Origin of the sequence: Ignatzschineria indica (assembly GCF_003121925.1) — a bacterium.
Taxonomy (GTDB): domain Bacteria; phylum Pseudomonadota; class Gammaproteobacteria; order Cardiobacteriales; family Wohlfahrtiimonadaceae; genus Ignatzschineria; species Ignatzschineria indica.
Window position 1 is genome coordinate 207,004 of sequence record NZ_QEWR01000004.1, and the last position, 24,239, is coordinate 231,242.

A 24,239-nucleotide genomic window follows, 5' to 3' on the forward strand; every position below is an offset into this window, starting at 1 on the left:
GGGTTTTATGTTAAATGCATATATATATGGTGGCTTACGAACACCTTTTGGAAAGCATTCAGGGGCATTATCTTCAGTAAGACCAGATGATCTATTAGCAAATGTTTTAAAAAAGCTGACTGAGACTTACTCTTTTGATGTGAATAGTATAGAAGATATTATTATTGGAGCAACGAATCAGGCGGGGGAAGATGCTAGAAATATTGCAAGGAACGCGCTTTTGGTTGCAGGGATGCCTGTCACAGTATCTGGGCAGACAGTGAATCGTTTATGTGCCAGCGGTTTACAAGCAATTATTAATGCGGCTTATGGTGTAAGTTGCGGTGAGGGTGATCTGTATATTGCGGGAGGAGTAGAAAGTATGTCTCGAGCTCCTTTTGTTATTGCTAAGTCAGAAGCAGCATTCAGCCGCAATTTTACTGTGTTTGATTCAACAATTGGTGCTAGATTCCCTAATCTTAGACTCATAGAGACTTATGGCAATGATTCTATGCCCGAGACAGGAGATAATGTTGCAATAGAATATGGAATTTCTCGTGAGGAGGCAGATCTATTTGCATTTAATTCACAAAAGAAATATCAAAAAGCTAAAGAGTCAGGTTTTTTTGATGATGAAATTATTTCGATTCTTGTGCCTCAAGGAAGAAGAGGGGAGACTGTTGAAGTTAATGAGGATGAGCATCCTAGAATAAACATATCGCTGGAATCCTTGGCAAAGCTAAGATCTCTCAATAATGAGGGAATTGTTACTGCTGGCAATGCATCAGGAGTGAATGATGGTGCCGCAGCGTTATTTGTAGGAAGTCATGATATTGGTAAAAAAAATGGTATTAAGCCTATTGCAAAAATATTATCTTCCGCAACATCTGGTGTAGAACCTAGAGTGATGGGGGTCGGCCCAGTAGAAGCGATTACTAAAGCCATTTCACGAGCTAATTTAACATTAGCAGATATCGATATTATTGAGATCAATGAAGCTTTCGCTACACAGGTTTTATCATGCTTAAAATTATTAAATATCTCTTTTGATGATCCTAGGGTTAATCCTAATGGGGGAGCTATTGCTGTTGGGCATCCGTTAGGAGCCTCAGGAGCTCGCTTGGTTTTAACCACGGCCAGAGAGTTAGTTAGAACTTCAAAAAGATATGCAGTGATTAGCCTTTGTATTGGTGTCGGGCAGGGTTTAGCTATGGTTATAGAAAGAGTATAAGAACCAAAGGAGAGGATGAAATGATGGTAGGAGCTTTAGATGGTATTCGAGTATTAGATATAACACGAGTTTTAGCGGGGCCTTGGTGTACGCAATACTTGGCAGATTTAGGTGCTGAGGTTATTAAGATTGAACGACCCCAATCTGGGGATGATACTCGTGCTTGGGGACCTCCTTATATGATAAGTGATTCTGGTGAGCAGACATTAGAATCCTCATATTATATGTCTGCAAATAGAGGTAAACTCTCAGTTGCACTTGATTTTTCTTCTGAGGAAGGACAAAAAATATTACAAGACTTGGTAAAAGATGTTGACGTTCTAGTAGAGAATTATAAGGTCGGGGGGCTAAAAAAATATGGGCTGGATTATGAATCACTCATTAAAATTAACCCGCGTTTAGTATATTGTTCGATCACTGGTTATGGACAAACAGGGCCTAGGGCGAAAGAACCAGGTTATGATTTTGTTGTGCAAGGTCTCGGCGGATTGATGAGTATTACAGGAGAAAATGACAACTTCCCTTCTGCTGGGCCACAGAAGGTGGGAGTCGCTGTAGCAGATCTTATGTCAGGTACAAATGCTGCATTGAGTATTTGTGCTGCGCTTTATTCCAGAGAGATGACGGGGGAAGGACAACATATTGATATTGCGTTATTAGACACTCAAGTAGCTATGCTAGCAAATCAATCAATGAATTATTTAACTTCATTAAATATTCCGGGCAGATATGGTAATGCGCATGCAAATATTGTTCCTTATAATGTATTTAAAGCATCAGATCGGGAGTTTGTGATTGCCTGTGGTAATGATAGGCAGTTTGTCGCTTTATCAAAGGTGATAGGTCTTCCTGATTTACCGTTAGATCCTCGATTTGCAACGAATGCTGGAAGAGTTATCAATAGAGAGGAGATTACGGAAATATTGGCCAAACAATTATTAACTAAAACAGCAAAGGAATGGATAGATTTAATTGCGGCAGTTAATGTTCCGGTGGGGCCTATTAATAATATTAAAGAGGCTATTGAAGAGCCGCAGATAATTGCTAGAGAGATGGTGGTATCTATGGAACACCCTTTAAAGAAAAAGAATTATTATGTAATAGGGAGTCCTTTGAAGTTTTCTAAAACTCCGGTGCGTTATAAATCTGCACCACCTCTTTTGGGACAGCATACAAAAGAGGTTCTTGTTCGATTTTTAGGTATGGGGGATGAGGAGATGAAGGCATTAACCTCTGCAGGAGTCATTTCTTTAAAAGAAGGGCTATAGTTGAAATATATTTTTTCTTACTAAAAATTATATTTTGATATTCTATTGCCATATTTTGAAATGTGGAGACAAGTTAAAATTCCCGATGAGTTTCATCGGGAATTTTGCAGTCTTAGGATAGATGCGGTTTTATTTATTATAAATTTCTACAACTTTTTATTATTGAGAATTGCATATTATGCCTTCTATAAATATTTTGATATTGATTAGAGTAATATTGTACTCTGTGATCAAAGTTGTAATATAGGAGTTTATCTTTTTTTATTGTTATATTGTTATTTTTAATAAAATTATAATATAAAAAATTTTGGCGATTAAAGTAATATGAATTTTTTTTTTGAGCTGTAAAGTAGGTTATGTCTACATTCTAAAATTTTTCCGGCATCAATTATCTTTAAATTTTATAATAAGTTAGGATATCTATAAAAATGATGGGACTATTGGTTGTTTTATGAAATGCCTTTATCCCAGGAACATAATATATTTTATGTCTTTAATAACGAGATATGATGTGTATTTCCTTATTCTGAGCTGTCTTAGTTGTATTTTAGTGACTTTCTTCAGGATTAGAACTTCATATCTATTTTTAGCCTCTCCTATTAATGATATGCTTACTAAATAACAGCATTTTATATTATGTTCATCCGATTAAGAAAATCTCAAAAATTTGAAGTTGATCTTAGATATTGATACGTTTTTTTAAGTATCTTTGATACTTTATTTGGGGGTTTTTTGATTGTTTATGGGATCTAGCAATTATATTGGCGGATTCGAGTTTTAAAGTTATTGCTCCAGCTTTCTACCGCAATCACTAATTTAAAAGTACTTCCTAGGATTTCTCGTTACTCTAGAGCTCTTTTAGGGGGATAACAAGCGGTGAAAAACCTCTCAACTAGTGATAGAAGAGAGGTTAAAAGGGGATGTTTTTAGTTCGTTAATAATATCATAAAAGTATGAATGGGCTATAGTTCTTTGATAAGTTGAGGCAGTATATCAAATAGATCTCCAATTATTCCATAATCTGCCACTTGGAATATTTGCGCATCTGGATCATTATTGATAGCGAAAATTTTTTTTGATTCTTTCATCCCTGCTAAATGTTGTATTGCTCCAGAGATGCCAAAAGCTAGATAAATAGAGGGCGCAACAACTTTTCCTGTTTGACCGATTTGTAAATCATTGGAAATAAACCCAGAATCCACTGCAGCACGAGAGCCTCCTACGGCAGCTCCAAGTTTATCTGCTAGAGAATAGATTAATTTAAAATTTTCTTTTGATTGTAAAGCTCGGCCACCAGATACAACAATATGAGCGCTAGTTAAGTCTGGTCTATCGGAAGACTTATGCTCATTTTTAATGAAAGATGTTTTAGTAAAAGGCCTAAAATTATCTAGGCATAAGTTACGTGCAGAAGTCGCCTCTGATCTTTCTACAGTTGAATCGAAACTAGAAGATCGGACAGTAATTACTTTTATTTTTGCGGAGGATTGAACTGTTGCAATGATATTACCAGCATAAATTGGGCGCTTAAAGGTATTATCATTAATAACTTCAGATATTTCTGATATTTGCTCTGTGTCAAGGAGAGCCGCAATTCTTGGGGAATAGTTTTTACCATCAGTTGTAGCATTACTGAAAATATGTGTATATTCGTGAGCAATAGAAGCAACAAAGCTTGCAATATTTTCTGCGAGAAAATGATCGAAGCAGTCATGTTCAGCATATATAACCTCAGTAATCCCCTTTATCGTTATAGCATCAGAGATAATAGGTTGTAGATTCTGTCCTAATATTAGAAGAGTGATATTACTTGTGATTTTTTTAGCTGCATTGATCGAACTGAGGGTTTGAGTCGTTAATTGGGAATTTTTATACTCAGCAATAATAAGGGTTTTCATATTAGGCTCCTTTTATCTCTTGTTGTAATATTGATAGAAGCTCCTCAGTAGAAGAGAGCATTTGACAAGATTTTTCAATGATAGGTTCTTCAACCTTTAATACTACAGTGCTACTTTTTAAGTTTAAGCCTAAAGTGGATACCTCTTGAGTTTCTATCTTAGCTCGTCTCGCTTTCATAATATTGGGTAAGCTAATAAATCTAGGCTCGTTTAATCTCAGATCCACAGTAATAACTGCAGGAAGTTGTAAGGAGAGTGTCTGTGAACCTTCATCTGTTTCTCGGTTAATTAAGATGCTTTGGTGATCATCTCTAAATTTCAGTTCAGAAATAAAAGTACCCTGAGGATAGCCACAAAGTGCTGCGAGCATTTGTCCTGTTTGGTTATTATCGGAGTCAATAGCTTGCTTTCCTAATAAAATCAATTGAGGCTTTTCTTGGACAACGATATTTTGAATTATTTTGGCGATAGAGAGAGAAGATAAGTTTTCATCCGTAGATAAGTGTATAGCTCTGTCCGCCCCCATCGCAAGGGCGTTTCTAAGTTGTTCCTGGGTTGCATTATTACCTATAGAAAGAGCGATGACAGAGGATGCAATACCTTGTTCCTTTAATTTAATGGCTTCTTCGAGTGCTATTTCACAAAATGGATTGATGACTTTTTTTAGACCTTCAGTATTTATTTTGTTTGATCCAGAGCTAATTTTGACATTAATGTTGTGATCTACAACACGTTTAATTGGGACGAGTATTTTCACTGTATCTCCTTTTCCATGCTTACATGGACTCTTGAATATTTATGATCATATTAATTAATCTTGGTGCGACATCTTGTCGTAGAAATTGTTCGTTAAGCTGAAAATTAGGTCCCCCACAATTAAAGACAAATATATCGTCCTGATGAATAAGCGGAACCGCAACAGCATTTACATTGCTATGCCATTCTCCAATAGAAAAACAGCAGCCAAATTCTTTGTAATCTTGAAATGCTTGTTCTAGATTCTCATTAATAACATTCCATTCCTCCCGAGAGTGTTTATCTTTTAAGTGTTGCAATATGAAATTGCGTTCTTCATCTTGCATTGCTGCTAAACAAGCCCTTCCCATTGCACTTGAATGGATGGGAAGAGTGCTTCCAATAGGGCGTCTCATTGTCGAGTTTGATTCACCATGGACAACATGAAGATAGAGCATCTGCAGTCGATCACGAGCAGCTATTGCCACAGCCGATTTGCTATATTCAGCTAAGTTTCGCATATAAGGATCAGCGATATTTTTAATAGCTAAATTATTCAAGAGTCTTTGTCCTAATGCTAATACGCCAATATCCAATTGTAATTGGTTAGTACCAGGTGCATTTTTCAGATATCCCAGTTGTACTAATGTATGTGTTAATCTTGAGACAGTCGGTTTAGGTAGTTTTGTCATAGTTGCTAAATCTTGATTACCTAATATAGGGCCAGCTTTACCAAAGCATCTTAATATCTCTAACCCTCTAGCGAGGGCAGTTACAAATTGACGATCTTTTGTTTTTCCTTGGCTTGCAAAATCAATAATTTTATTATTCATAGCTAAATCCTTTATTCGTTAATTAATGACGGAATATTTTTTCGAATCGTTAATTTAACATATAAATGAGTTTTGCTATGCAGAATTAATTATTATTCCATTTGTTGGAATTATGATAAACCTAGGTTATTATGATGTCAATAAAACAAAATAGCATTCTGCTTAGCGAAACTTGATTAAACGAGGTGAAGACATGAGAGAAAGTATAGAATTTGATGTTGTGATTGTTGGCGCTGGGCCTGCTGGCTTAAGTGCCGCCATTAAAATTAAACAAGAATCTGTAAAAAAAGGACAAGAATTATCTGTCTGTGTTGTTGAAAAAGGCTCTGAAATTGGTGCTCATGCACTTTCTGGTGCTGTTCTTGATTTAAGATCGTTAGATGAATTATTCCCTAACTGGAAGGAATTAGGGGCTCCAGTTATTGAGAATGTAACAAAGGAAAAATTTTTATATTTAACATCTAAAAAATCTTGGGCTCTTCCAGTGCCTCCTGTGATGAGGAATCAGGGGAATGCAATTATCAGTCTTGGTTTATTGGTTAGGTGGTTAGGGGAGCAAGCAGAGAAGTTAGGGGTTGAAGTTTATCCGGGTTTTTCGGCAACAGAGATCATTTATCAGGCAGATGGATCTGTTAAAGGAATTGCTACAGGAGACATGGGGCTTGATAGTATTGGAAATCCAACAAGTAATTATATGCAAGGAATTGAGCTACACGCTCAGCAAACAATTTTTGCAGAAGGGTGTAGGGGATCTTTAAGTCAGGAGATTATAAGAAAGTTTGCTTTAGATAAAGACTCTGATCCTCAAACCTATGGCTTAGGGATTAAAGAGATATGGGAGATTGACTCGAAGATGCATCGAGAAGGGGAGGTGGTTCATACGATTGGTTGGCCACTAGATAATTCAACGTATGGAGGTACTTTTATTTATCATTTGGAGAATAATCAAATTGCAGTGGGGATGGTTGTAGGGTTAGATTATAAAAATCCTTATTTATCCCCATTTGAAGAATTTCAACGATTTAAATTACATCCTCAGATAAAACCTTTATTTGAAAAAGGCAAGCGGATTGCATATGGAGCAAGAGCTTTAGTTGAAGGAGGAATTCAGAGTCTTCCTTCCTTAAGTTTTAAGGGAGGGATGCTAATAGGAGATTCAGCAGGCTTCTTGAATGTTCCTAAAATTAAAGGAATTCATATGGCAATGAAGTCAGGTATGCTTGCAGCTGAAGCGATTGTTAGAGAATTACAATCAACTGAGGTAGATAGTGGGGTTATGAGTGTATCAAAAATAATTGATTATGAAATTGATTTTAAGAAAAGTTGGGCCTATAAAGAGCTATGGAAAGTACGAAATATCCGTCCTTCGTTTAAGTATGGATTATTTACAGCAATGCTTTATTCAGGGTTAGAAGATTATTTTTTAAAAGGTAGAGGATTTTGGACATTTAAGCATGTCAGACATGATCATGAAACTTTAAAGGAAGCCATGTTAGTACCTGAAATTAGTTATCCAAAACCCGATGGAGTTATTACTTTTGATAGAGCTTCTAGTGTTTATCTTACTAATATAGCTCATCGAGAGAATCAACCTAATCATTTACAGTTAGGATCGGAAGATATTGCCATAAAGGTCAATTATGATATTTATCAATCTCCAGAAACTAGATACTGTCCTGTAGGAGTATATGAAATACTTCAGGATGCAGTCACTGGAAGTAAGAGGCTTCAAATTAATGCCCAAAATTGTATCCATTGTAAAACTTGTGATATTAAAGATCCGACTCAAAATATAAGATGGAGCCCTCCGGAGGGGGGAAGTGGGCCTAATTATAGTCGTATGTAGTAAATTAGTGAAAGTTCACCTTTTGAACTGCATTACAAAAGCTGGACACAACTTTGGAGTGCAGTTCATCATGGCGTATTCTATTATTTTATGTTTTCTTAAACCTCAGCCACTTTACGCGCTTTGTAATTACGAATTGCTTCACGTAAGAGAACAATCGCGGCACCAAGCATTCCTGCTAAGAGAAAACCGATGATGATAATTAGTTTCTTCTTTGTAGGAAGAGGTACTGTTGGTAGTGCAGCAGATTGGGAGAGGGTATAGACCTCTAAATTATCTGCTTCTGGAAGGGTAAAAGCTTGGAGTGCATCGATCTTTGCGGTGAGCTCATTGTGTCTCTGATTATCACCATATTGATCTTTCTGCTTCTCTAAAAAAGCGATTTTTGCCGCAAGAATCTCTGTTCCTAAGAGATATGGATCTTCACCATTCCCGGTAGGAAGCGTTAAATTGAGCTTCTCTGCGGTTTGATAGCTGTTTTTAAGAGCTGCGATTTGGTAGAGGCGCTCCTTCTCTAAAACACGCTCTAAGCTCTGAAGCTGACGTGAGAGATTCGCTTTTAACGCATCGAGTTCGGCTTGGCGATCTTTTAATAGAAGATCCGCCGCAACAGCATTGAGATAATTGAGATAACTATTGGTCATCGTGTAGCTATCTTTAGCATTTGGTCCTTGAGCCGAAATGGTTAAAGTTGAGCTTTTACCATCCGCTTCGATCGAGAGATTCCCTTGTAATGAGTGGCCTCTATTCTCTTCTTGCAATTGCGCGAAGAAATCTTGCTGCACCTTTGGTGATTGCGCAACATTAGAGAGAAGCTCAAACACATCCTGTGTACTAAGTGGCATTAAGCTCTCTTCGGTAAAGCTGATCTGCTCAGGTTGTAAGGTGATGGGGGTTGCTCCTAAGTTGAGCCCTGTTACCTGATAGACATTGGGAGCAGCAATTGTCGCAGAAGCGTGATAACTTGGCTTTATGGTGATAAAAGCGAAGAGAGCGGCGATGATTGTGGCAAGGATTGTGACCGCAATGATCAGCCACTTATGGCGCCAAAGCGTAAAAGAGATCGATCTCATCATCATGGTGGTAGGAAGTGTTAGGAAGGTCTGTTCTGCTCATAAAATTATTCTTATCAATAAAGTTTTATAGTGATTAATGGAATTCATTAGCCTAAATTAAACAGTTAAAATTATTCAATCTATTTAGATTCTATTTAGGTTAATTATTCTAGCATTAAAATAGGGATGATTATCTTTTATGGCTCGATATGGTCAGTTTTTTGAATGTTCTGCTTTTGCATCTTCTCCCAAGTGATCCCCAAAAGCGTGATAGAATGGAGTTCTTTTAAATGAACTTTTCAATGAACTTTTCGATGAAATTTTCAATGAATTTTTCGATCGAATGAATCAGCGCGATAGCGAGTCGATATAGGCGAATTAGAGAGTGGATATGACGGATATGAGAAGAACAATAGCTTCAAATCGTAAGCAGCTACAGTATCATCCTGAGCTTTATGGTAATCATGCTTTTCTTCACCATGAGATTGCTCGCAGAATGGTGGAGTATCTTGATGAATCGTTACAACCGGAGAAGATTCTTGTCGATGGCGCGTTTGATAGCTATCTCAGCGAGCTTCTTAAAGCACGTTTCCCCGAGGCGGAAGTTTGGGAGAATCTCGAATCGATTCTCGATCCCACCCTCCGTTTTGATCTGGTGATGAGTAATCTCTACCTGCAAGATGTGTGGGAGTTTGAGGAACGTGTGCGCGATTATCAGGTACGTCTCAATGCGAAAGGTAAGCTCTTCTTTACCACGATTGGCACCGGCAGTTTCCCAGAGATCTCCTATCCCGGCGGTCCGTTAGTTAATGAGTTTCCCGATATTGAAGATATTGGCGATTTTCTCCATGCCCTTGGCTTTAAAAATGCAGTGCTCTTTATTGAGAAGATCAACCTCACCTATGAGAAACTCGATACCCTCTTGAAAGATGCGCGTGTTGTTGCCGGCAGACCATTCTCCTCCTTTAAGGGCTTACGCACCTATCGCTGGCTAGAGAAGTGGCGAGCCTATGCGGAAGAGAAATTTCGCGCCGAAGATCAACTCTTCCATATCGGTTTTGATGTGATCTACGCCGAAGGAACGCTCTCTGATATTAAAAATCTACAGGGAGAGGATAATGCCGTCTATGTGGATATCTCCCAACTCTCTACTAAAAAAGAGGGAAAGTAGAGAGGTAGCGCTCAAGTCGATACGCCGTAATGGCGAAGAAATGACGAAGTAATATTCGTCAGCAAGCGAGAGATAAGGTAATATAGAACTAAATTAGTCCTATATCACGCCTCTATCACTTCTATATCGATTTAGTGTTGATTTAAGATCGATTTTGGGTCGATGTTTGAGGTCGATAATAGGCAAAATAATTCTAATTAGAGGGAGTTTTAACGATGTTAATAGTGACAGATGCCGCAAGAAAACAGCTTGCAAAAAATTTAGGTGAGAGCAGTGCCGAGGCGATTAAGATCGCCCTTCAGAAGTCGGGCTGTTCGGGATATAAATACTATATCGATTTTTGTGACAAAGTGGATGAGAAGGTTGTGGTGATTGAAGAGACGCCGGTGAAGATTGTCGCCGAGCCCGATATTCTCCCCTATCTTGAGTCGGTCACGCTCGATTATATTCAAGATGGCATTAACCGCATGTTTAAATTCCAAAATCCCGAAGCGAAAGCAGAGTGTGGTTGTGGTGAGAGCTTTTTGCTCTAACCGTTTGGCGCAGCGGCACCGTATAACCATTGAAACAATGGTGCCATTCGGAAAAGCCGAAAGCCGAAAAGCCGAAAAAGTCGGATAAGTCGGATAAGTCGTAAAAAGTTGGAAAGAAGTTTCATAGGATCGAAGCAAGGAGATATCGAATGAGTGGAATAGCCGGTGTATTGAAATTAGATCAGACAGCTGTTGATGAAGGATTACTTCAGAAGATGTCAGAGCCGATCCAGAAACGGGGTCCCGATGGCACGACGATTATCCAATATCAAAATATGGGCTTTGTGCAGACAAAGTTAGCAGCGGTAAGTAATGGTACGGAACCCTTCTTTGATGAGGATTTCGGCATCATTGTTGCTACCAATGGCACAATCTATAACCAAGATGAGTTGCGTGAGCGCTTAATCGAAGCAGGTTACCGCTTTCTAACAGAGAGTCAGGCGGAAGTCTTAACAAAGGCGTATCACTGTTGGGGTGAATCTTTTGTCGAGGAGCTCGATGGTGCATATGCCATTGCCCTCTGGAGTGAGGCGGATCGGGCGCTACTACTCGTTCGCGATCGTTTTGGTAAAAAGCCGCTCTATTATAGTTTTGGTCAATCGGAGCGCGCGCTCTATTTTGCTTCTAATACGCAGAGTCTTCTACAGACGCGTGATATCGACACAGAGATCGATCCGCATGCACTCCACTTTATGTATTCGCTCCATGCTGTTGTGCCGGCACCTTGGACTATTCTGAAAGGGATTCGCAAAGTAGAGCCGGGGCATTATCTACGGATCGATGCCGATGGTTCTAGCCGTTCAGTGAGCTATTGGGAGCTAACGGCAGAGCGCGATTATCCTCAATATGATGAGGTAGAGTGGCGCGAGATGATCGAAAGCACGCTCAAATCAGCGATCAAGAAAGAGATGAATTTCGCCAATGAGAAGGTGGGTGTTTTGCTCTCAGGTGGGCTCGATTCCACATTGATCACGGCATTAGCGATTGAAGAGGGGATCGAAGGAATTCAGACCTTCTCCGTCGGTTTTGAAGATCAGCCAGAAGAGAAGGGTTCGGAGTTCTTCTATTCCGATCAATTTGTCGATAAGTATCAGACCGATCATTATAAGTTTGAAGTCCCTAATAGTGAGGCGCTCTCGCGTTTGCCGGAGGCGATTGCTAATATGAGTGAACCGCTCTTTGGGCAAGATGCGATCGGCTTCTATCTTCTCTCAGAAAGGGTGAAGACGGTCACCTCAGTGGTTCAGAGCGGGCAGGGGGCAGATGAGGTCTTTGCCGGTTATTTCTGGTATCCCAAAATGGTGGCAGAGACGGAGCAAGATCCTCTTAAACGCTTTGCAAAACACTATTTTGATCGTCCGCATGAGGAGTGGTTAGAGGCATTCACACCGAAATATCATACGGAGAATATTGCCGGCGAATATATTCGGGAACACCTAACGCGCCCCGGAGCAGATACCTTCTTAGATCAGGTATTGCGTCTCGATGTGACACGTTTAGTGGTGGATGATCCCGTTAAACGGGTCGATAATATGACGATGGCGCACGGCTTAGAAGCGCGCATGCCCTTTATGGATCAGCGCCTTGTTGAACTCGCAATGGCGCTCCCGCCGGAGTATAAATTGAGTCATCATGGTAAAGGGATCTTAAAAGAGATCGCCAGAGGACGCGTTCCCGATTCAATTATCGATCGCCCAAAAGCGTACTTCCCAATGCCGGCACTCAAATATGTGCGCGGAGAGTTCTTAGAGATGATGCGCGATACCTTAACGAGTAAAAAAGCGAAAGAGCGCGGCATCTTCAATCCCGCCTATATCGACGAACTCCTCAAAAACCCAGAAGCCCCCACAAGCTTCACCAATATCCAAGGCTCAAAATTGTGGCACGCCGCACTTTTAGAACTCTGGTTAAATTCGGTAGGGTTGTAGGGAAGAAGTTTTCTGATCAGGTCAGATAATCGATAAAATATCTAAAGATAGGCAACTCAAAAGGTTGCCTATTTTATTGCCGGTAATTGAGGATTGCCTCTTGCCGGTGCGTGATTTTTGGAAGAACGCGATGGTGAGATCCGGCAGCGTTCAGCCTTTTTCATTTTAAAAAAGTAGTCGGTGATGGAGAGTCGCCTCTTGCCGGCATATAACTTGTGGAAGCATGCAGAGGTAATCTCCGGCAACTCAACAGCTCTTTTTGTTTTGATTAATCATCATATTTGTTCTTAAGAGAATTCGTGGAGGGGCGGGAACCTACCATTTCGTTCTTTTCGCCGGTGCATGCCCGCGGTTTGGCACTTTCAGTGCCTCTTGCCGGCGCATGGTTTTTGGAAGTGCGCGATAGTGAGATCCGGCAGCGTTCAGCCTATTTTTTGTTGAATCATTCTTAAGAGAATTTGTGGAGGGGCGGGAGCCTACTATTTCGTTCTTTTCGCCGGTGCATGCCCGCAGGTCGGCATTTTCAATGCCGAGGAAATAATCAAACGTGATTTAAACAACTTTTAAACAGCCGTTAAACATATGTGCCGGTAATTGAGGATTGCCTCTTGCCGGCGCGTGATTAGGGGGGATTAATGTGCTCCTAAGCCTTGTACCTTTTTCTGCATGGCATTGAGGATCTCAAGGGCGGTGTGGGCATCCTCTTTCTCTACTAAAATCGAGCGTTTATAGGCGCTTAAAATCGGAATGATGGAGATGCCGGCCTTAGCGAGCGCACTGCTTACAATCGCCGTCAGCCCGACACAACGCATAGCGAATGGGGCATTGAGAATAATACGGCAATACTCTGTTTGATAATTGAGGAAGTTATTGTCGGCATCCTCTTTCTTAAGAATCAGCGTGATGCCTTCCGGCTCTTTAAAGAACGCAACAGGATCAAACCCTAAGACCTTTAGGAGAGATTGGTTAGAGACACCTACATAGACATAGGTTTCAGGAGCCATAACAGGATCTAAGTTTTGCAAGATATCTTGTAGGGATACTTCTCTCGTAGGCATGATAATATCGTCCTTTAATCAATGGATATTTTAAGGGGTTAGGATTGTAAACAGTAGCCATCAGGCGCTATTTTTAGAGTTGAACCGATAGGAGGGTGCATGGATGGATGCCACTTTCTCAAAACAGCAAAAGTATTCGTTAATTTTAGCTCAATTTCAATTGCTTAGGAATAACTTTGTGAATGAGTGTTAGCAAGATTTTGTCGACAAAATAAGTGTTTACATAATAAATTTTATCTATTTTTACATACTCGATGAGGCTTTACAATCTTAAGAGCGTGATCAGAAGTTCTTTATTGTGAAAGTATGAAGTTCTATGATGGAGTGCCCAATATTGAGAGAATTGTAGAGAGCGATTATGAGAAAATGGTGGCTGTTTTAGGCAAGACTTTATCAAGACTTTACGAACAGTTCTATGAAAGGTTCTATGAAAGGTAGTGTGGAAAGCCTTGTGAAAAATTTTGTGAAACAATTTATGGAAAGAGTGAAGAGCATCTGAGACGCGATCGGGAATCGTGTAAAAGAGAGGTCAAAATCGTCGTGCGAGGGATTATTGATGGATAAAAAGATCGAAAAGCGGATAGAGAATGGGATCGATAGAGAGGTCGATAGCGAGATCGAACAGGAGAAGGGGATGCAAACCTCCAAATTGCAGAAGGAGAAAGCATCTCCCTTTGATGCCGATGAGCTCTTAAGACATGCGCCGACAACGCCCGGCATCTATATGATGAAGGATATAGATGGGCAAATTATCTATGTGGGTAAGGCAAAGAATCTTAAAAATCGGCTCTCTAGCTACTTTAAGGGAAAGCAACATGCTCCGAAAACGGTCGCATTGGTGGCTAATATCGCCTCGGTGGAGATGACACTCACGGCAACTGAGCGCGATGCCCTGATTCTTGAGGGTAACCTGATCAAAGCACATCGACCACGCTATAACGTTCGCTTGATCGATGATAAGAGCTACCCCTATATCTATCTTTCAGATCATCCCTTTCCCCGTTTTAGCTTCTATCGCGGAACGCGTAAACGGCGCGGTCGCCTCTTTGGCCCCTATCCCTCCTCCGGAGCCGTCAAAGAGACCTTAAATCTGATGAAGAAGGTCTTCCGTATCCGTGAGTGTGAGGATTCCTTCTTCTCCCATCGTACGCGCCCCTGCTTGCAATATCAGATCGATCGCTGTAGCGCCCCCTGTGTCAATAAGATTAGCCGAGAGGATTATCTCGAAGCGGTGAAGGAGGCAGTACTCTTTTTGAGTGGTGAGTCGAATCAACTGGTGGATCTCTTGATTGAGAAGATGCAACACTATAGCGGGGAACTACAATTTGAGGCGGCGGCGAAGATTCGGGATCAGATCCAAGATATTCGGGAGATTCAAGGCTCCAATCGTATGGAGGAGAGTCGCGATTCCCTCGATATTATGGTGCTCTACCAAAAGGCAGAGGTGGCCAATATCGAGGTGATGACGATCCGCGATGGCCGCGTTTTAGGAACGAGAGCCTATTTCCCCCAAGTGCCGAAAGATACCCGTAGTGAAGAGATTATGAGTGCCTTTGTGGGGCAATATTATGGTGAGCATCGACTTCCGCCACGTAATATTATCCTCAATCTCCCCCTCTCAAATGAGGAGGAAGAGTGGCTCAAGTTGGGGCTTTCAGAGTGGATTGAGTATCCGATTTTACTGCAATATCCGCACAATATTCGGGGTCGAAAGAGACGCTGGTTAGAGATGGCAGAGCAAAATGCAAGGCACTCTGTGGAGATTAAGCTTGCAAGCCGGACACAGATTGAAGATCGCCTCTATGCGCTCAACCAGATTCTTCTGCCGGCATTAACAGGTCAAAAAGCAGATGCTGCGATGCTTGAAGAGCGGATGATTCAGCGGATTGAATGTTTCGATATCTCCCATAGCTTTGGGGAGCGAACGGTGGCTTCAAATGTGGTCTATACGCCGGAAGGATTTACTAAGAAATATTATCGGCGCTACAATATCGAAGGAGTGACCGCAGGCGATGATTATGAAGCGATGCGCCAAGCATTAACGCGCCGTTTTCAGAGCCGAGAGAAGAGTGGCAAGGGGGAAGGGAAGTTACGCGATCGCCCCGATCTGCTCCTGATCGATGGCGGAAAAGGGCAGCTTCAAGTTGCGCTTGAGGTGCTCGATGCACTCAATATTACGGATCAATGGGTGATCAGTATCTCTGAAGGGGAGGGGAAAGTGCGCGGTAAAGATATTATCTGGCTCCGTGATAAATCGCCCCTCTTTATCGATCCTACGACGCCGGCATTCCATCTCTTAACTCAGATTCGGGATGAAGCACATCGCTTTGCCATTGAAGGGCATCGGGCAAGGCGAGATAAGATGCGTCGCCGCTCGATATTGGAAGATATCCCCGGCATTGGTGAGAGTCGCAGAACGGCGTTATTGACCCACTTTGGCGGTATCGAATCCTTAAAGAGTGCGGCGGTAGAAGATATCGCTAAAGTGCCGGGAATTAGTGATAAGTTAGCGGAGGTAGTCTTTCAAGCATTGCGAGAATCCTCTTAGTTTTATCTCCATTTGAGGTAGCAGGCGGAGAGGAGCTCAATCTCTTGAGTGTCGATTATTGCAAAAGGGGATGGGTATGCTGAAGAGATTGAACGAATTCTGATACTTTTCGCTAAAAGTTGCGGTAGAATGCATGCTCTCTTTTCCCTGAAGTCGATCTTGCCCCGTGTGCTCGATCAGTAGCGAGAGGGAAGGGAAGCATCAATTGAATAGTGATAGAAGGAGCGATAAGAATGGCAGAGAGTAGAGTCTATAGACGATTTAGATTTCAGCGAGATGAGCTGAGCATGCTGATGACACTATCGTTACCGATCCTCATTACTCAATGGTTTTTGGTAGGGATGGGGGTTGTCGATATCGCCATTACCGGGCACTTTGATGATAATGTGCAAGCTTCGGTCGGCTTAGGGGTGATGATCTGGAATCCCCTTCTGCTCTGTAGTACCGGCGTCTTAATGAGTGTCGCGATCTTTAGTGCTCATGAATTTGGGAAGGGCAAGAGTGAGGATGTCGCCTTGATCTGGCACAACGGCCTTTTAATCTCCTCTGTTCTAATCGTTGCCGTGGTGCTGATTATGAACTTCTTCTCCGGTCATCTTTTGCGATTTCTATCGGTAGAGGAGCATCTAATTCCCGGATCGATCTCCTATCTGCGTGCGCTTAGTATCGGTGCGCCGGCGATCTTGATCTTCAACAGTCTTCGCGCTGTCTGTGAAGGGGTGGCAAGACCGCTTCCAATTACCATTGTCTGTGGGATCGGTTTTCTGGTGAATGCTTTTTTAAACTATATCTTGGTTAATGGCTGGGAGTTGATTCAGCTACCTAGCCTTGGAATAATCGGTTCCGGCTTAGGCACAGGGCTCACCTTCTGGGTGATGCTCTTTCTCCTTGTAGGGATCACCTTTATTGATCGCAGATTGCGTAACTTGCAGTTATTACGTGGATTTAAGCGCCCTGATGCGCGTCTTGGAGAGATGATCCGTGTGGGGATTCCTAGTGGTGCAACGCTCTTTGCGGAAGTGGCGATCTTCTCTGCTGCCGGCTTAATTCTGGGGCAGTTTGGAACCATTGTGGTGGCAAGTCATCAGATCTCTCTTGCGATCACCTCTATGACCTTTATGATTCCGCTTAGTGTCGCGATGGCGCTCACCTCGATGGTGGGGCAGCGAATGGGACGAATGGATTATGAGAGTGTCCGTCGTCTAAGTGATATGGGGCGAGTGGTTGTCTTGGGATTAATGTTAGTGACGAGCTTGATGCTCTTCTTCGCCCGTTTCCATATTCCACAACTCTTCAATACCAATCCGGAGATTGTGCAGATGTCAGCGGCGCTCATTGTCTACTCCCTCTTCTTCCAACTGCCCGATGGTTTGCAGATCTCCGCCAATGGTATTTTACGCGGAATGAAGGATACTAAGGTGCCGATGTATTTAGGGATCGCCTCCTACTGGCTGATCGCCTTCCCCTTAAGTTACTATCTCGGTGTGGTCAAACATCTGGAAGCGCCGGGAGTTTGGATGGGGCTGATTGCCGGCTTAACGGTAGCGGCACTCTTCCTCAATGTACGATTAGCGATTTTAACGCGTCGCTTACCTTCTGTAACAACTGCGCCGAGTGGGGCAGATAGATGATCATGATGAGTAAGTGTGTAGAAGAGGAGATCAAAAAAATGGATCAAAAGGATGAAGAACTTTTAATGGTAGAAGATGAAGAGGCGGTCGCTGAGGCGGTGATCCTCAATTCTACTCTCAACAGTCGAGGGGAGCTTGAGTTACAGCTTCCTGCAGAGGCGGCAACGAAAGCTTTCGCACAACAATTTTCCACGCTATTGCAAAGAGAGATGAGAAGTCTCAAGTGGCGTGATCTTAAGCTCTATCTTCATGGTAATTTAGGGGCCGGTAAGACCACCTTTGCGCGCTACTTTATCCAAGCTTTCGGCATTAAGGGTACGGTAAAGAGCCCCACCTATACCTTAATTGAGCCTTATGAGATCACACTTCCAGAAGAGGTGATCGAGAAGGGGCGCAGTAAGAATGAGAAGCCCGAAAAGCGTGAGAAGCGCGATAATGGAAAGCGTGCCGGAAAGGGCGGGATAGAGCCTTCCTCAGAGTTGATGATGATCTATCACGCCGATCTCTACCGCTTAGCCTCTCCTTTAGAGCTCTATGATTTAGGGTTATTGGAAGAGCAGGGCATCTGGTTGATTGAGTGGCCCGAGAAAGGGGAGGGCGTTTTGCCGACGGCAGATATTGAGCTCTTCTTAGCGCGAGAGGGGGAATCATTAACCCTTCGCTTTCTCCCTCAGAGTGAGAAAGGGGAAGCGCTGATCACCCCTCTTCACTCTCATCTCGACGCTTACAATCACGATTCTCAAGCAGCTCAAGAGGCCTAAGATTCTTAAGATTGAGGTGAGAAAAGAATCTCGGTTAATTTATTTGTCAAGCGGTGTTAGAATAGATCCACCCATTTTATTTTAGCGAGGATGAACCTATGAACGTAACAAAAGCGACGATTGAAGAGATTATTCAGCAACATCAAGACCCCTATTTAGAGGTTGATCTTCTCTCTGCGGGGTGTGTGAAGTCGATTGAGATCAATGAAGGCGCATCGCCGGCAGTGAAGGTCGATATCGTTCTAGGTTTCTATGCCAAAGCGCATAGCGAAGCGTTAAAAGAACATTTTGAAGCAGAGATCAAAGCAAAGTGTGGCGTTGATGCTACTGTTTCAGTCTCCACAAAAGTGGTCGCCCATAAAGTTCAAGGTCAGCTCCATGCCCTTCCTAATGTTCGCAATATTATTGCTGTTGCATCGGGGAAAGGGGGCGTTGGTAAATCGACAACCTCGGTGAACCTTGCTCTCTCGCTTCTCAATGAAGGGGCGAAGGTGGGGATCTTAGATGCCGATATCTATGGACCGAGTCTCCCCACAATGCTCAACAGCCATGAAAAGCCGGTTTCTCTTGATGGTAAATCGATGGAGCCTGTTGAGACTCAAGGGTTACAGACCAACTCTATCGGTTATCTCATTGCCGATCGTGATGCCGCAATTTGGCGCGCACCGATGGCAGTTTCTGCGCTTGCACAGATGTTAAAAGAGACTAACTGGAAAGATCTCGATTATCTCATTGTGGATATGCCACCAGGAACGGGCGATATTCAATTAACGCTTGCGCAGCAAGTGCCGGTATCAGGAAGTGTCATCGTGACAACGCCACAAGATATTGCGCTACTCGATGCCCGTAAAGGGATCACCATGTTTGAAAAGGTGGGGATTCCGATCTTAGGGGTTGTGGAGAATATGAGCTACCATATCTGCTCAAATTGTGGTCATGAAGAGGCGATCTTTGGCACCGACGGTGGTCGAGCTTTAGCAGAGAAAGAGGGAATCACCCTTTTAGGCCGTATGCCACTTGATATTAAGATTCGTGAAGAGGCAGATCGTGGTCAGCCCACAGCGACAACAGATGATCATTTAGCAAAACTCTATCGAGATATTGCGCTGAAGATGGCGGCAAAACTCTCTTTAAGAGAACGTGATAGAATGGCGGGCTTTCCAAAAGTGGTGGTACAGCAATCACAAGGAAAAGAGTTGAAGTAATTTACATTCTATTTGTAGGAAGGAAAACGTATGTCAATTAAAGCAGACCATTGGATTCGAGAGCAGGCAGAGAAGCATCGCATGATTGAGCCTTTCGAGCCAGGGCAAGTCAGAGAGAATGAGACAGGTCGCATTATTAGCTATGGAACATCAAGCTATGGTTATGATGTGCGTTGTAGTAATGAGTTTAAGATCTTTACCAATATCAATTCTAGTATCGTCGATCCTAAAAACTTCGATGAGAATAGTTTTGTAGATCTTGTCTCTGATGTCTGTATTATTCCCCCCAACTCCTTTGCGTTAGCACGTACAGTGGAGTATTTCCGGATTCCTCGCTCGGTATTGACCATCTGTCTTGGCAAATCCACCTATGCGCGTTGCGGCATTATTGTCAATGTCACGCCATTAGAGCCGGAGTGGGAAGGACATGTCACATTGGAGTTTTCCAATACCACCAATCTTCCTGCAAAGATCTATGCCGGTGAAGGGGTTGCGCAGATGCTCTTCTTCGAATCGGATCAGGAGTGTGATATCTCCTATAAGGATCGCGGCGGGAAGTACCAAGGGCAGACCGGTGTGACGCTTCCAAGAACTTAACAGTCGTTCATCTGTGCAGAAGCTCCTCTCTAGGAGCTTCTCGTTTTTTACCCCTCCGCTGATTGCCCCCTCCGCTGATTGCACTATGAAGAGGAATCAGAGCGAGAGCCGATCCAGATCAGAGATGGATCAAGGATGGGGATCAAGGATGGATCCAGGAAGGATTAATCCTAGTTGAGAAGGGGCGTTAGCGTCAGAATCAGAACGAGCATCAGAATTAAGATTAGAGTCTGGATTAGGTTTAAGTTTAGGTTTAGATAAAGAATTAGATATAGCATTACATAAAGCATTAGATAAAGAATTAGGAATTGAGTTTATGTCAAAAATTATTGTAAAGAATGAGACACAGATCGAAGGGATTCGTAAGGCTAATCAAGCGGTAGCCAATCTCTTAAAACGGGTGAAGCCTTATGTGAAAGCGGGCGTTACAACAAAAGAGCTCGATGATATGATCCATGGCTGGATGAATGAAGAGGGATTGATCTCCGGAAGTCTCAACTATGGTCAGCCCCCTTTCCCGGGCGCGAGCTGTATCTCTGTCAATCATGTGGTCTGTCACGGAATTCCCGGCGATCGCGCGTTGAAAGAGGGAGATATTGTTAATATCGATATCTGCTTGGCAAAAGATGGTTTCTTTGGTGATTCAAGCCAAATGTTCTGTGTCGGTGAAGTCTCCATCTTGGCACAACGCCTAGTAGATGTAACCTACGAGTGCATGATGTTAGGCATTGAAGAGGTTAAGCCGGGCGCACCTTTTAGAAATATTGGCCGTGCGATTCAAAAGCATGCACATGCGCATCACTACTCAGTCGTCCAAGATTTCTGTGGTCATGGTGTCGGTTTAAGTCTGCATGAAGCGCCACAAGTTCTCCACTACGATTCGCCATTAGTGACGGAGATTATGGAGCCGGGAATGATCTTTACCATTGAGCCGATGATCAATGTGGGTAAAGCTGCGGTGAAAGTTTTAGGTGATGGTTGGACCGCCGTGACGCGTGACCGCTCACTCACAGCACAGTGGGAGCATGCGGTATTGGTAACGGATGATGGTTACGAGATCTTAAGCCTACCAACGATTGAGTAGCGAGATCGTAGAAATAGATCTTAAAATATTTTAGAGTTTTTTAGCTCAAGAGTATTTTACAATTTCTCTGCCTAACTTATGATCAATCCTTGTGATATATCAATAGGAGAGAGAAAAAGATCGCTACAATGAATGGCATCTATAACAGAGGATCGCTCCTATGGAACAGACATTAGATCAAAATAGACACGCTCAGAAGCATGATCAGAAGCAAGAGAAGACGCAGAGTCAGAAGCAGGGTCAGAAACCTACTAAACGGCTCTTAATCTCCGGTGCCGGGCCGATCGGGCTCTCATTTGCATTGGGGCTAAAAGATTCCCCTCTCTCAATTGTGATTGTCGATCAACATCCAAGGCCGACGATAGAGCTTCTTAATGAGGATACGCGCATGATTGCGCTCTCCTATCGTTCCGTTAAATATCTGGAAAAGATCGATATTTGGCAGGCGCTTAAAGCTTATGCCACGCCGATTGAGTCTGTGCATGTTTCAGAAAAAGGGTATGCCACGAAGGTGGAGCTCTTCGCTTCAGAACATAATCTGCAATCCTTTGGGGCATTAGTTCCCTTAGGGCGTCTTCGTTTAGAGATGCTCGCCGCGATCGATCGTTGCCCTAATATTGAGTATCGGGATCAGGCTACATTGCGTAACTATCAATTGGTGGAAGAGATCGCTCCGAAGCAGAGCAATCGTAAGCAAGCGCTCTGTCATCTAATCACCACCAAAGAGACCGAAAAAGTATCGGAAGAGGCGATTTTTGATTGGGTCATTGCCGCTGAAGGGATGCACTCTCATCTGCGACAACTCTCTGGTATTGAATCATTCCATAGTGATTATGGTCAGGTTGCCGTGATTGCCCGAGCGAAATTTGAGCAGCCTCATCACAATATGGCGTATGAGCGCTTTACCAGTGATGGTCCTCTTGCGCTCTTGCCGGTAGGAAGCCATGAGATGGCGGTGGTATTAATCGCCGATAGCCGCGATAAGGAGCATTGGCAAAAGGCGAGTAATCTACAATTTGCCAATGAGGTGATCTTCCGTATCGGCTATGAGTTAGGTGATATTGAGATGGTAACAGAGCGCCATGTCTGGGATCTCACCTTAATGATCCCTAAATCGGTCTGTAAACCCTGTTTAACATTGATTGGTAATAGCGCCCATTCACTGCATCCCATTGCCGGGCAGGGGCTCAATCTCGGTTTTCGTGATTGTGAGTTATTGCTACCCTTCTTTGAGTCGGGAAATATCCCCACACTCCATGATCTTGAGCGGTATCAACGAGAGCGTCGCCGAGATGTGGTAAAAGTAGTAGGGGCAACTGACTTCTTAGTTCGAAGCTTTGGAATCGATTGGCCCTGCGCACCACAATTGCGCAATATCGCCCTTCGAGGAATCAACCTTTTAAAACCCCTTAAAAAGCGTATCGCCCGCTTTGGGATGGGCTATTAAAATCGGTTGAGAGTAGCTCTAAATGGTCTATATGGTCTAAACGGTCTAAATAACCTGTCTAAATAGCCTTAGTGCTCCTTTTAGCGTCAATCCTTAGAGTCAGTCTTTAGTGTCTGTTCTTAGTATCAGTTCTTAATATCAGTTTAAAAAATAGCGCACTTCGCCTATCGCACGATAGGGAAGGAAGAGAGGAAGAGAGGAAGAGATATGAGTCACCGTTATGATGTCATTATTAATGGCGCCGGCTTAGTCGGTTCGAGTATTGCAATCGGCCTTGCAAAGGCGGGATTAAAGGTTTTAGTCATTGAGTTTCATCCTCTAGCGAAGCTCTATCCGACAGAAGATTATGGTCTTCGGGTCTCTGCATTTACCCCTTCTAGCCGTAAATGGCTCGAGTATGTGGATGCTTGGGATGGGCTACAACATACCGGGCGAATCACCCCATTTCTGCATATGCATGTTTGGGATGAGGGCGGGCGCGGTGAGCTCACCTTTGATGCTGCCGGTACTGGCTCTGATGCTTTGGGTTGGATTATGGATAATGAAGCGACACAAGGCGTATTGCTCGATCGCGCTCAAGAGTTAGAACTGATTACCATCTTAGATAACTGTAAGCTCGAATCCTTTATTCGTCTTGATGATGGTCGTGTAGAGGTGACACTCAGTAATGGTGAAAAGTATGAAGCTGAGCTGATCGTTGGTGCTGATGGTGGGCGTTCGCTCGTTCGCGATTGGGCCAATATTCCGACTACCGGTTGGAGCTATGGGCAGAAGACCATTGTCGGTCAAGTTCGTCCTGAGAAGAGTCACGATAATACCTGTTGGCAACGCTTCTTAAATAATGGACCTTTAGCGCTTCTTCCGCTTAATGATGGACGCTGCTCTTTGGCATGGCATACTACTTATGAAGAGGCGGATGAGCTCCTTGCGCTCGATCCTGAAAGCTTCTCTGATCGCCTCTCAGAAGGTTTTGAGTGGAAGTTTGGGCGTATCGAAATTGCCGGCGAATTGGGTGCTTATCCCTTAAGACTCAATCATGCACAGACCTATGTTCGCGAGAACTTTGCCTTAGCAGGGGATGCGGCACATTCAATTCATCCCCTTGCCGGTTTAGGGGTCAATATTGGCTATCTCGATTCAGCAACATTGGTGGAAGAGTTAATCAATGCGCGCAAGGCGGGTATTTCGCTTGGTAACTTAGAGATGTTAAAACGCTATGAAAAACGGCGAAAAGCACATAATATGTTAATCATGGGATCGATGGATCTCTTTAAGCGAAGCTCTACGAGCCAATCTGGTATTATAAAGGGAATTCGCAATATTGGGCTATCCGCAGCAGATAAACTTCCCTTTGTGAAGCGAAAACTTGCTAAAATTGCGATGGGGTATTATGGCGATATTCCCGCTTTTGTTAAACCGAAATAGAGGTAA

General features: G+C 42.9%; 20 protein-coding genes. 14 read left to right on the forward strand and 6 right to left on the reverse strand.

The features are described from left to right. The first annotated feature begins 7 nt into the window (after positions 1-7). Entirely contained in the window at positions 8-1,210 is a 1,203-nt protein-coding gene (locus DC082_RS08370; protein ID WP_109236584.1) for a 3-oxoadipyl-CoA thiolase, read from the forward strand. Positions 1,211-1,230: 20 nt separating this feature from the next. Then, positions 1,231-2,478, forward strand: coding sequence for a CaiB/BaiF CoA transferase family protein (locus DC082_RS08375; RefSeq protein ID WP_189363334.1), 1,248 nt, complete (start codon positions 1,231-1,233; stop codon positions 2,476-2,478). Between the two features lie 962 nt (positions 2,479-3,440). Here the strand turns inward: DC082_RS08375 and DC082_RS08380 are convergent. From DC082_RS08380 to DC082_RS08390, 3 genes are read right to left on the reverse strand one after another with little or no spacing between them, the layout of a single operon-like run. Further along, positions 3,441-4,376, reverse strand: a complete 936-nt coding sequence (locus DC082_RS08380) for an electron transfer flavoprotein subunit alpha/FixB family protein (RefSeq protein ID WP_109236585.1) — start codon at positions 4,374-4,376, stop codon at positions 3,441-3,443. Between the two features lies 1 nt (position 4,377). Then, positions 4,378-5,133, reverse strand: coding sequence for an electron transfer flavoprotein subunit beta/FixA family protein (locus DC082_RS08385; protein ID WP_109236586.1), 756 nt, complete (start codon positions 5,131-5,133; stop codon positions 4,378-4,380). Between the two features lie 19 nt (positions 5,134-5,152). Next, complete coding sequence (locus tag DC082_RS08390) at positions 5,153-5,944, reverse strand: IclR family transcriptional regulator (RefSeq protein WP_109236587.1); 792 nt, start codon at positions 5,942-5,944, stop codon at positions 5,153-5,155. A gap of 193 nt (positions 5,945-6,137) precedes the next feature. On the opposite strand from DC082_RS08390, the gene DC082_RS08395 reads away from it, so the two are divergent. Further along, a complete protein-coding gene (locus DC082_RS08395) occupies positions 6,138-7,790 on the forward strand; it encodes an electron transfer flavoprotein-ubiquinone oxidoreductase (RefSeq protein WP_109236588.1) in 1,653 nt (550 codons plus the stop codon). Between the two features lie 98 nt (positions 7,791-7,888). Here DC082_RS08395 and DC082_RS08400 read toward each other — a convergent pair whose 3' ends face one another. Beyond that, positions 7,889-8,869 (reverse strand): Wzz/FepE/Etk N-terminal domain-containing protein, encoded by a 981-nt coding sequence (locus DC082_RS08400; RefSeq protein ID WP_109236589.1) that lies wholly within the window; start codon positions 8,867-8,869, stop codon positions 7,889-7,891. Positions 8,870-9,236: 367 nt separating this feature from the next. Here DC082_RS08400 and DC082_RS08405 point away from each other — a divergent pair, with 367 nt between their 5' ends. From DC082_RS08405 to DC082_RS08415, 3 genes are all read left to right on the forward strand, one after another. Continuing rightward, positions 9,237-10,016 carry a methyltransferase domain-containing protein gene (locus DC082_RS08405; protein ID WP_109236590.1) on the forward strand — a complete coding sequence of 260 codons (780 nt, stop codon included), beginning with the start codon at positions 9,237-9,239 and terminating at the stop codon, positions 10,014-10,016. A 215-nt stretch (positions 10,017-10,231) separates the two neighbouring features. Further along, positions 10,232-10,549 (forward strand): HesB/IscA family protein, encoded by a 318-nt coding sequence (locus tag DC082_RS08410; RefSeq protein ID WP_109236591.1) that lies wholly within the window; start codon positions 10,232-10,234, stop codon positions 10,547-10,549. Between the two features lie 149 nt (positions 10,550-10,698). Continuing rightward, positions 10,699-12,477, forward strand: coding sequence for an N-acetylglutaminylglutamine amidotransferase (locus tag DC082_RS08415; RefSeq protein ID WP_109236592.1), 1,779 nt, complete (start codon positions 10,699-10,701; stop codon positions 12,475-12,477). A gap of 68 nt (positions 12,478-12,545) precedes the next feature. On the opposite strand, the gene DC082_RS10780 is transcribed toward DC082_RS08415, so the two are convergent. Next, positions 12,546-12,722 (reverse strand): hypothetical protein, encoded by a 177-nt coding sequence (locus DC082_RS10780; protein ID WP_157957431.1) that lies wholly within the window; start codon positions 12,720-12,722, stop codon positions 12,546-12,548. 387 nt (positions 12,723-13,109) lie between these two features. After that, on the reverse strand, positions 13,110-13,535 hold the full coding sequence (locus DC082_RS08420) for an ACT domain-containing protein (RefSeq protein WP_094567490.1): 426 nt from the start codon (positions 13,533-13,535) through the stop codon (positions 13,110-13,112). A gap of 556 nt (positions 13,536-14,091) precedes the next feature. Between DC082_RS08420 and uvrC the strand changes: the two genes are divergently transcribed. The 8 genes from uvrC (at position 14,092) to DC082_RS08460 (ending at position 24,233) form a co-directional block, all read left to right on the forward strand. After that, positions 14,092-16,083 (forward strand): excinuclease ABC subunit UvrC, encoded by a 1,992-nt coding sequence (uvrC, locus tag DC082_RS08425; protein ID WP_268245781.1) that lies wholly within the window; start codon positions 14,092-14,094, stop codon positions 16,081-16,083. A gap of 233 nt (positions 16,084-16,316) precedes the next feature. After that, positions 16,317-17,714 (forward strand): MATE family efflux transporter, encoded by a 1,398-nt coding sequence (locus tag DC082_RS08430; protein ID WP_229821685.1) that lies wholly within the window; start codon positions 16,317-16,319, stop codon positions 17,712-17,714. 101 nt (positions 17,715-17,815) lie between these two features. Then, positions 17,816-18,475: a tRNA (adenosine(37)-N6)-threonylcarbamoyltransferase complex ATPase subunit type 1 TsaE gene (tsaE, locus tag DC082_RS08435; protein WP_229821691.1), complete on the forward strand. Its 660-nt coding sequence runs from the start codon at positions 17,816-17,818 to the stop codon at positions 18,473-18,475. 98 nt (positions 18,476-18,573) lie between these two features. Beyond that, positions 18,574-19,680 carry an iron-sulfur cluster carrier protein ApbC gene (apbC, locus tag DC082_RS08440; protein ID WP_109236594.1) on the forward strand — a complete coding sequence of 369 codons (1,107 nt, stop codon included), beginning with the start codon at positions 18,574-18,576 and terminating at the stop codon, positions 19,678-19,680. 30 nt (positions 19,681-19,710) lie between these two features. Then, entirely contained in the window at positions 19,711-20,277 is a 567-nt protein-coding gene (dcd, locus tag DC082_RS08445; RefSeq protein ID WP_094567487.1) for a dCTP deaminase, read from the forward strand. Positions 20,278-20,593: 316 nt separating this feature from the next. After that, on the forward strand, positions 20,594-21,361 hold the full coding sequence (map, locus tag DC082_RS08450) for a type I methionyl aminopeptidase (RefSeq protein ID WP_109236595.1): 768 nt from the start codon (positions 20,594-20,596) through the stop codon (positions 21,359-21,361). Between the two features lie 160 nt (positions 21,362-21,521). Next, positions 21,522-22,808 (forward strand): FAD-dependent monooxygenase, encoded by a 1,287-nt coding sequence (locus DC082_RS08455; protein ID WP_109236596.1) that lies wholly within the window; start codon positions 21,522-21,524, stop codon positions 22,806-22,808. Positions 22,809-23,015: 207 nt separating this feature from the next. Then, on the forward strand, positions 23,016-24,233 hold the full coding sequence (locus DC082_RS08460) for a UbiH/UbiF/VisC/COQ6 family ubiquinone biosynthesis hydroxylase (RefSeq protein WP_109236597.1): 1,218 nt from the start codon (positions 23,016-23,018) through the stop codon (positions 24,231-24,233). Positions 24,234-24,239 lie beyond the last annotated feature (6 nt).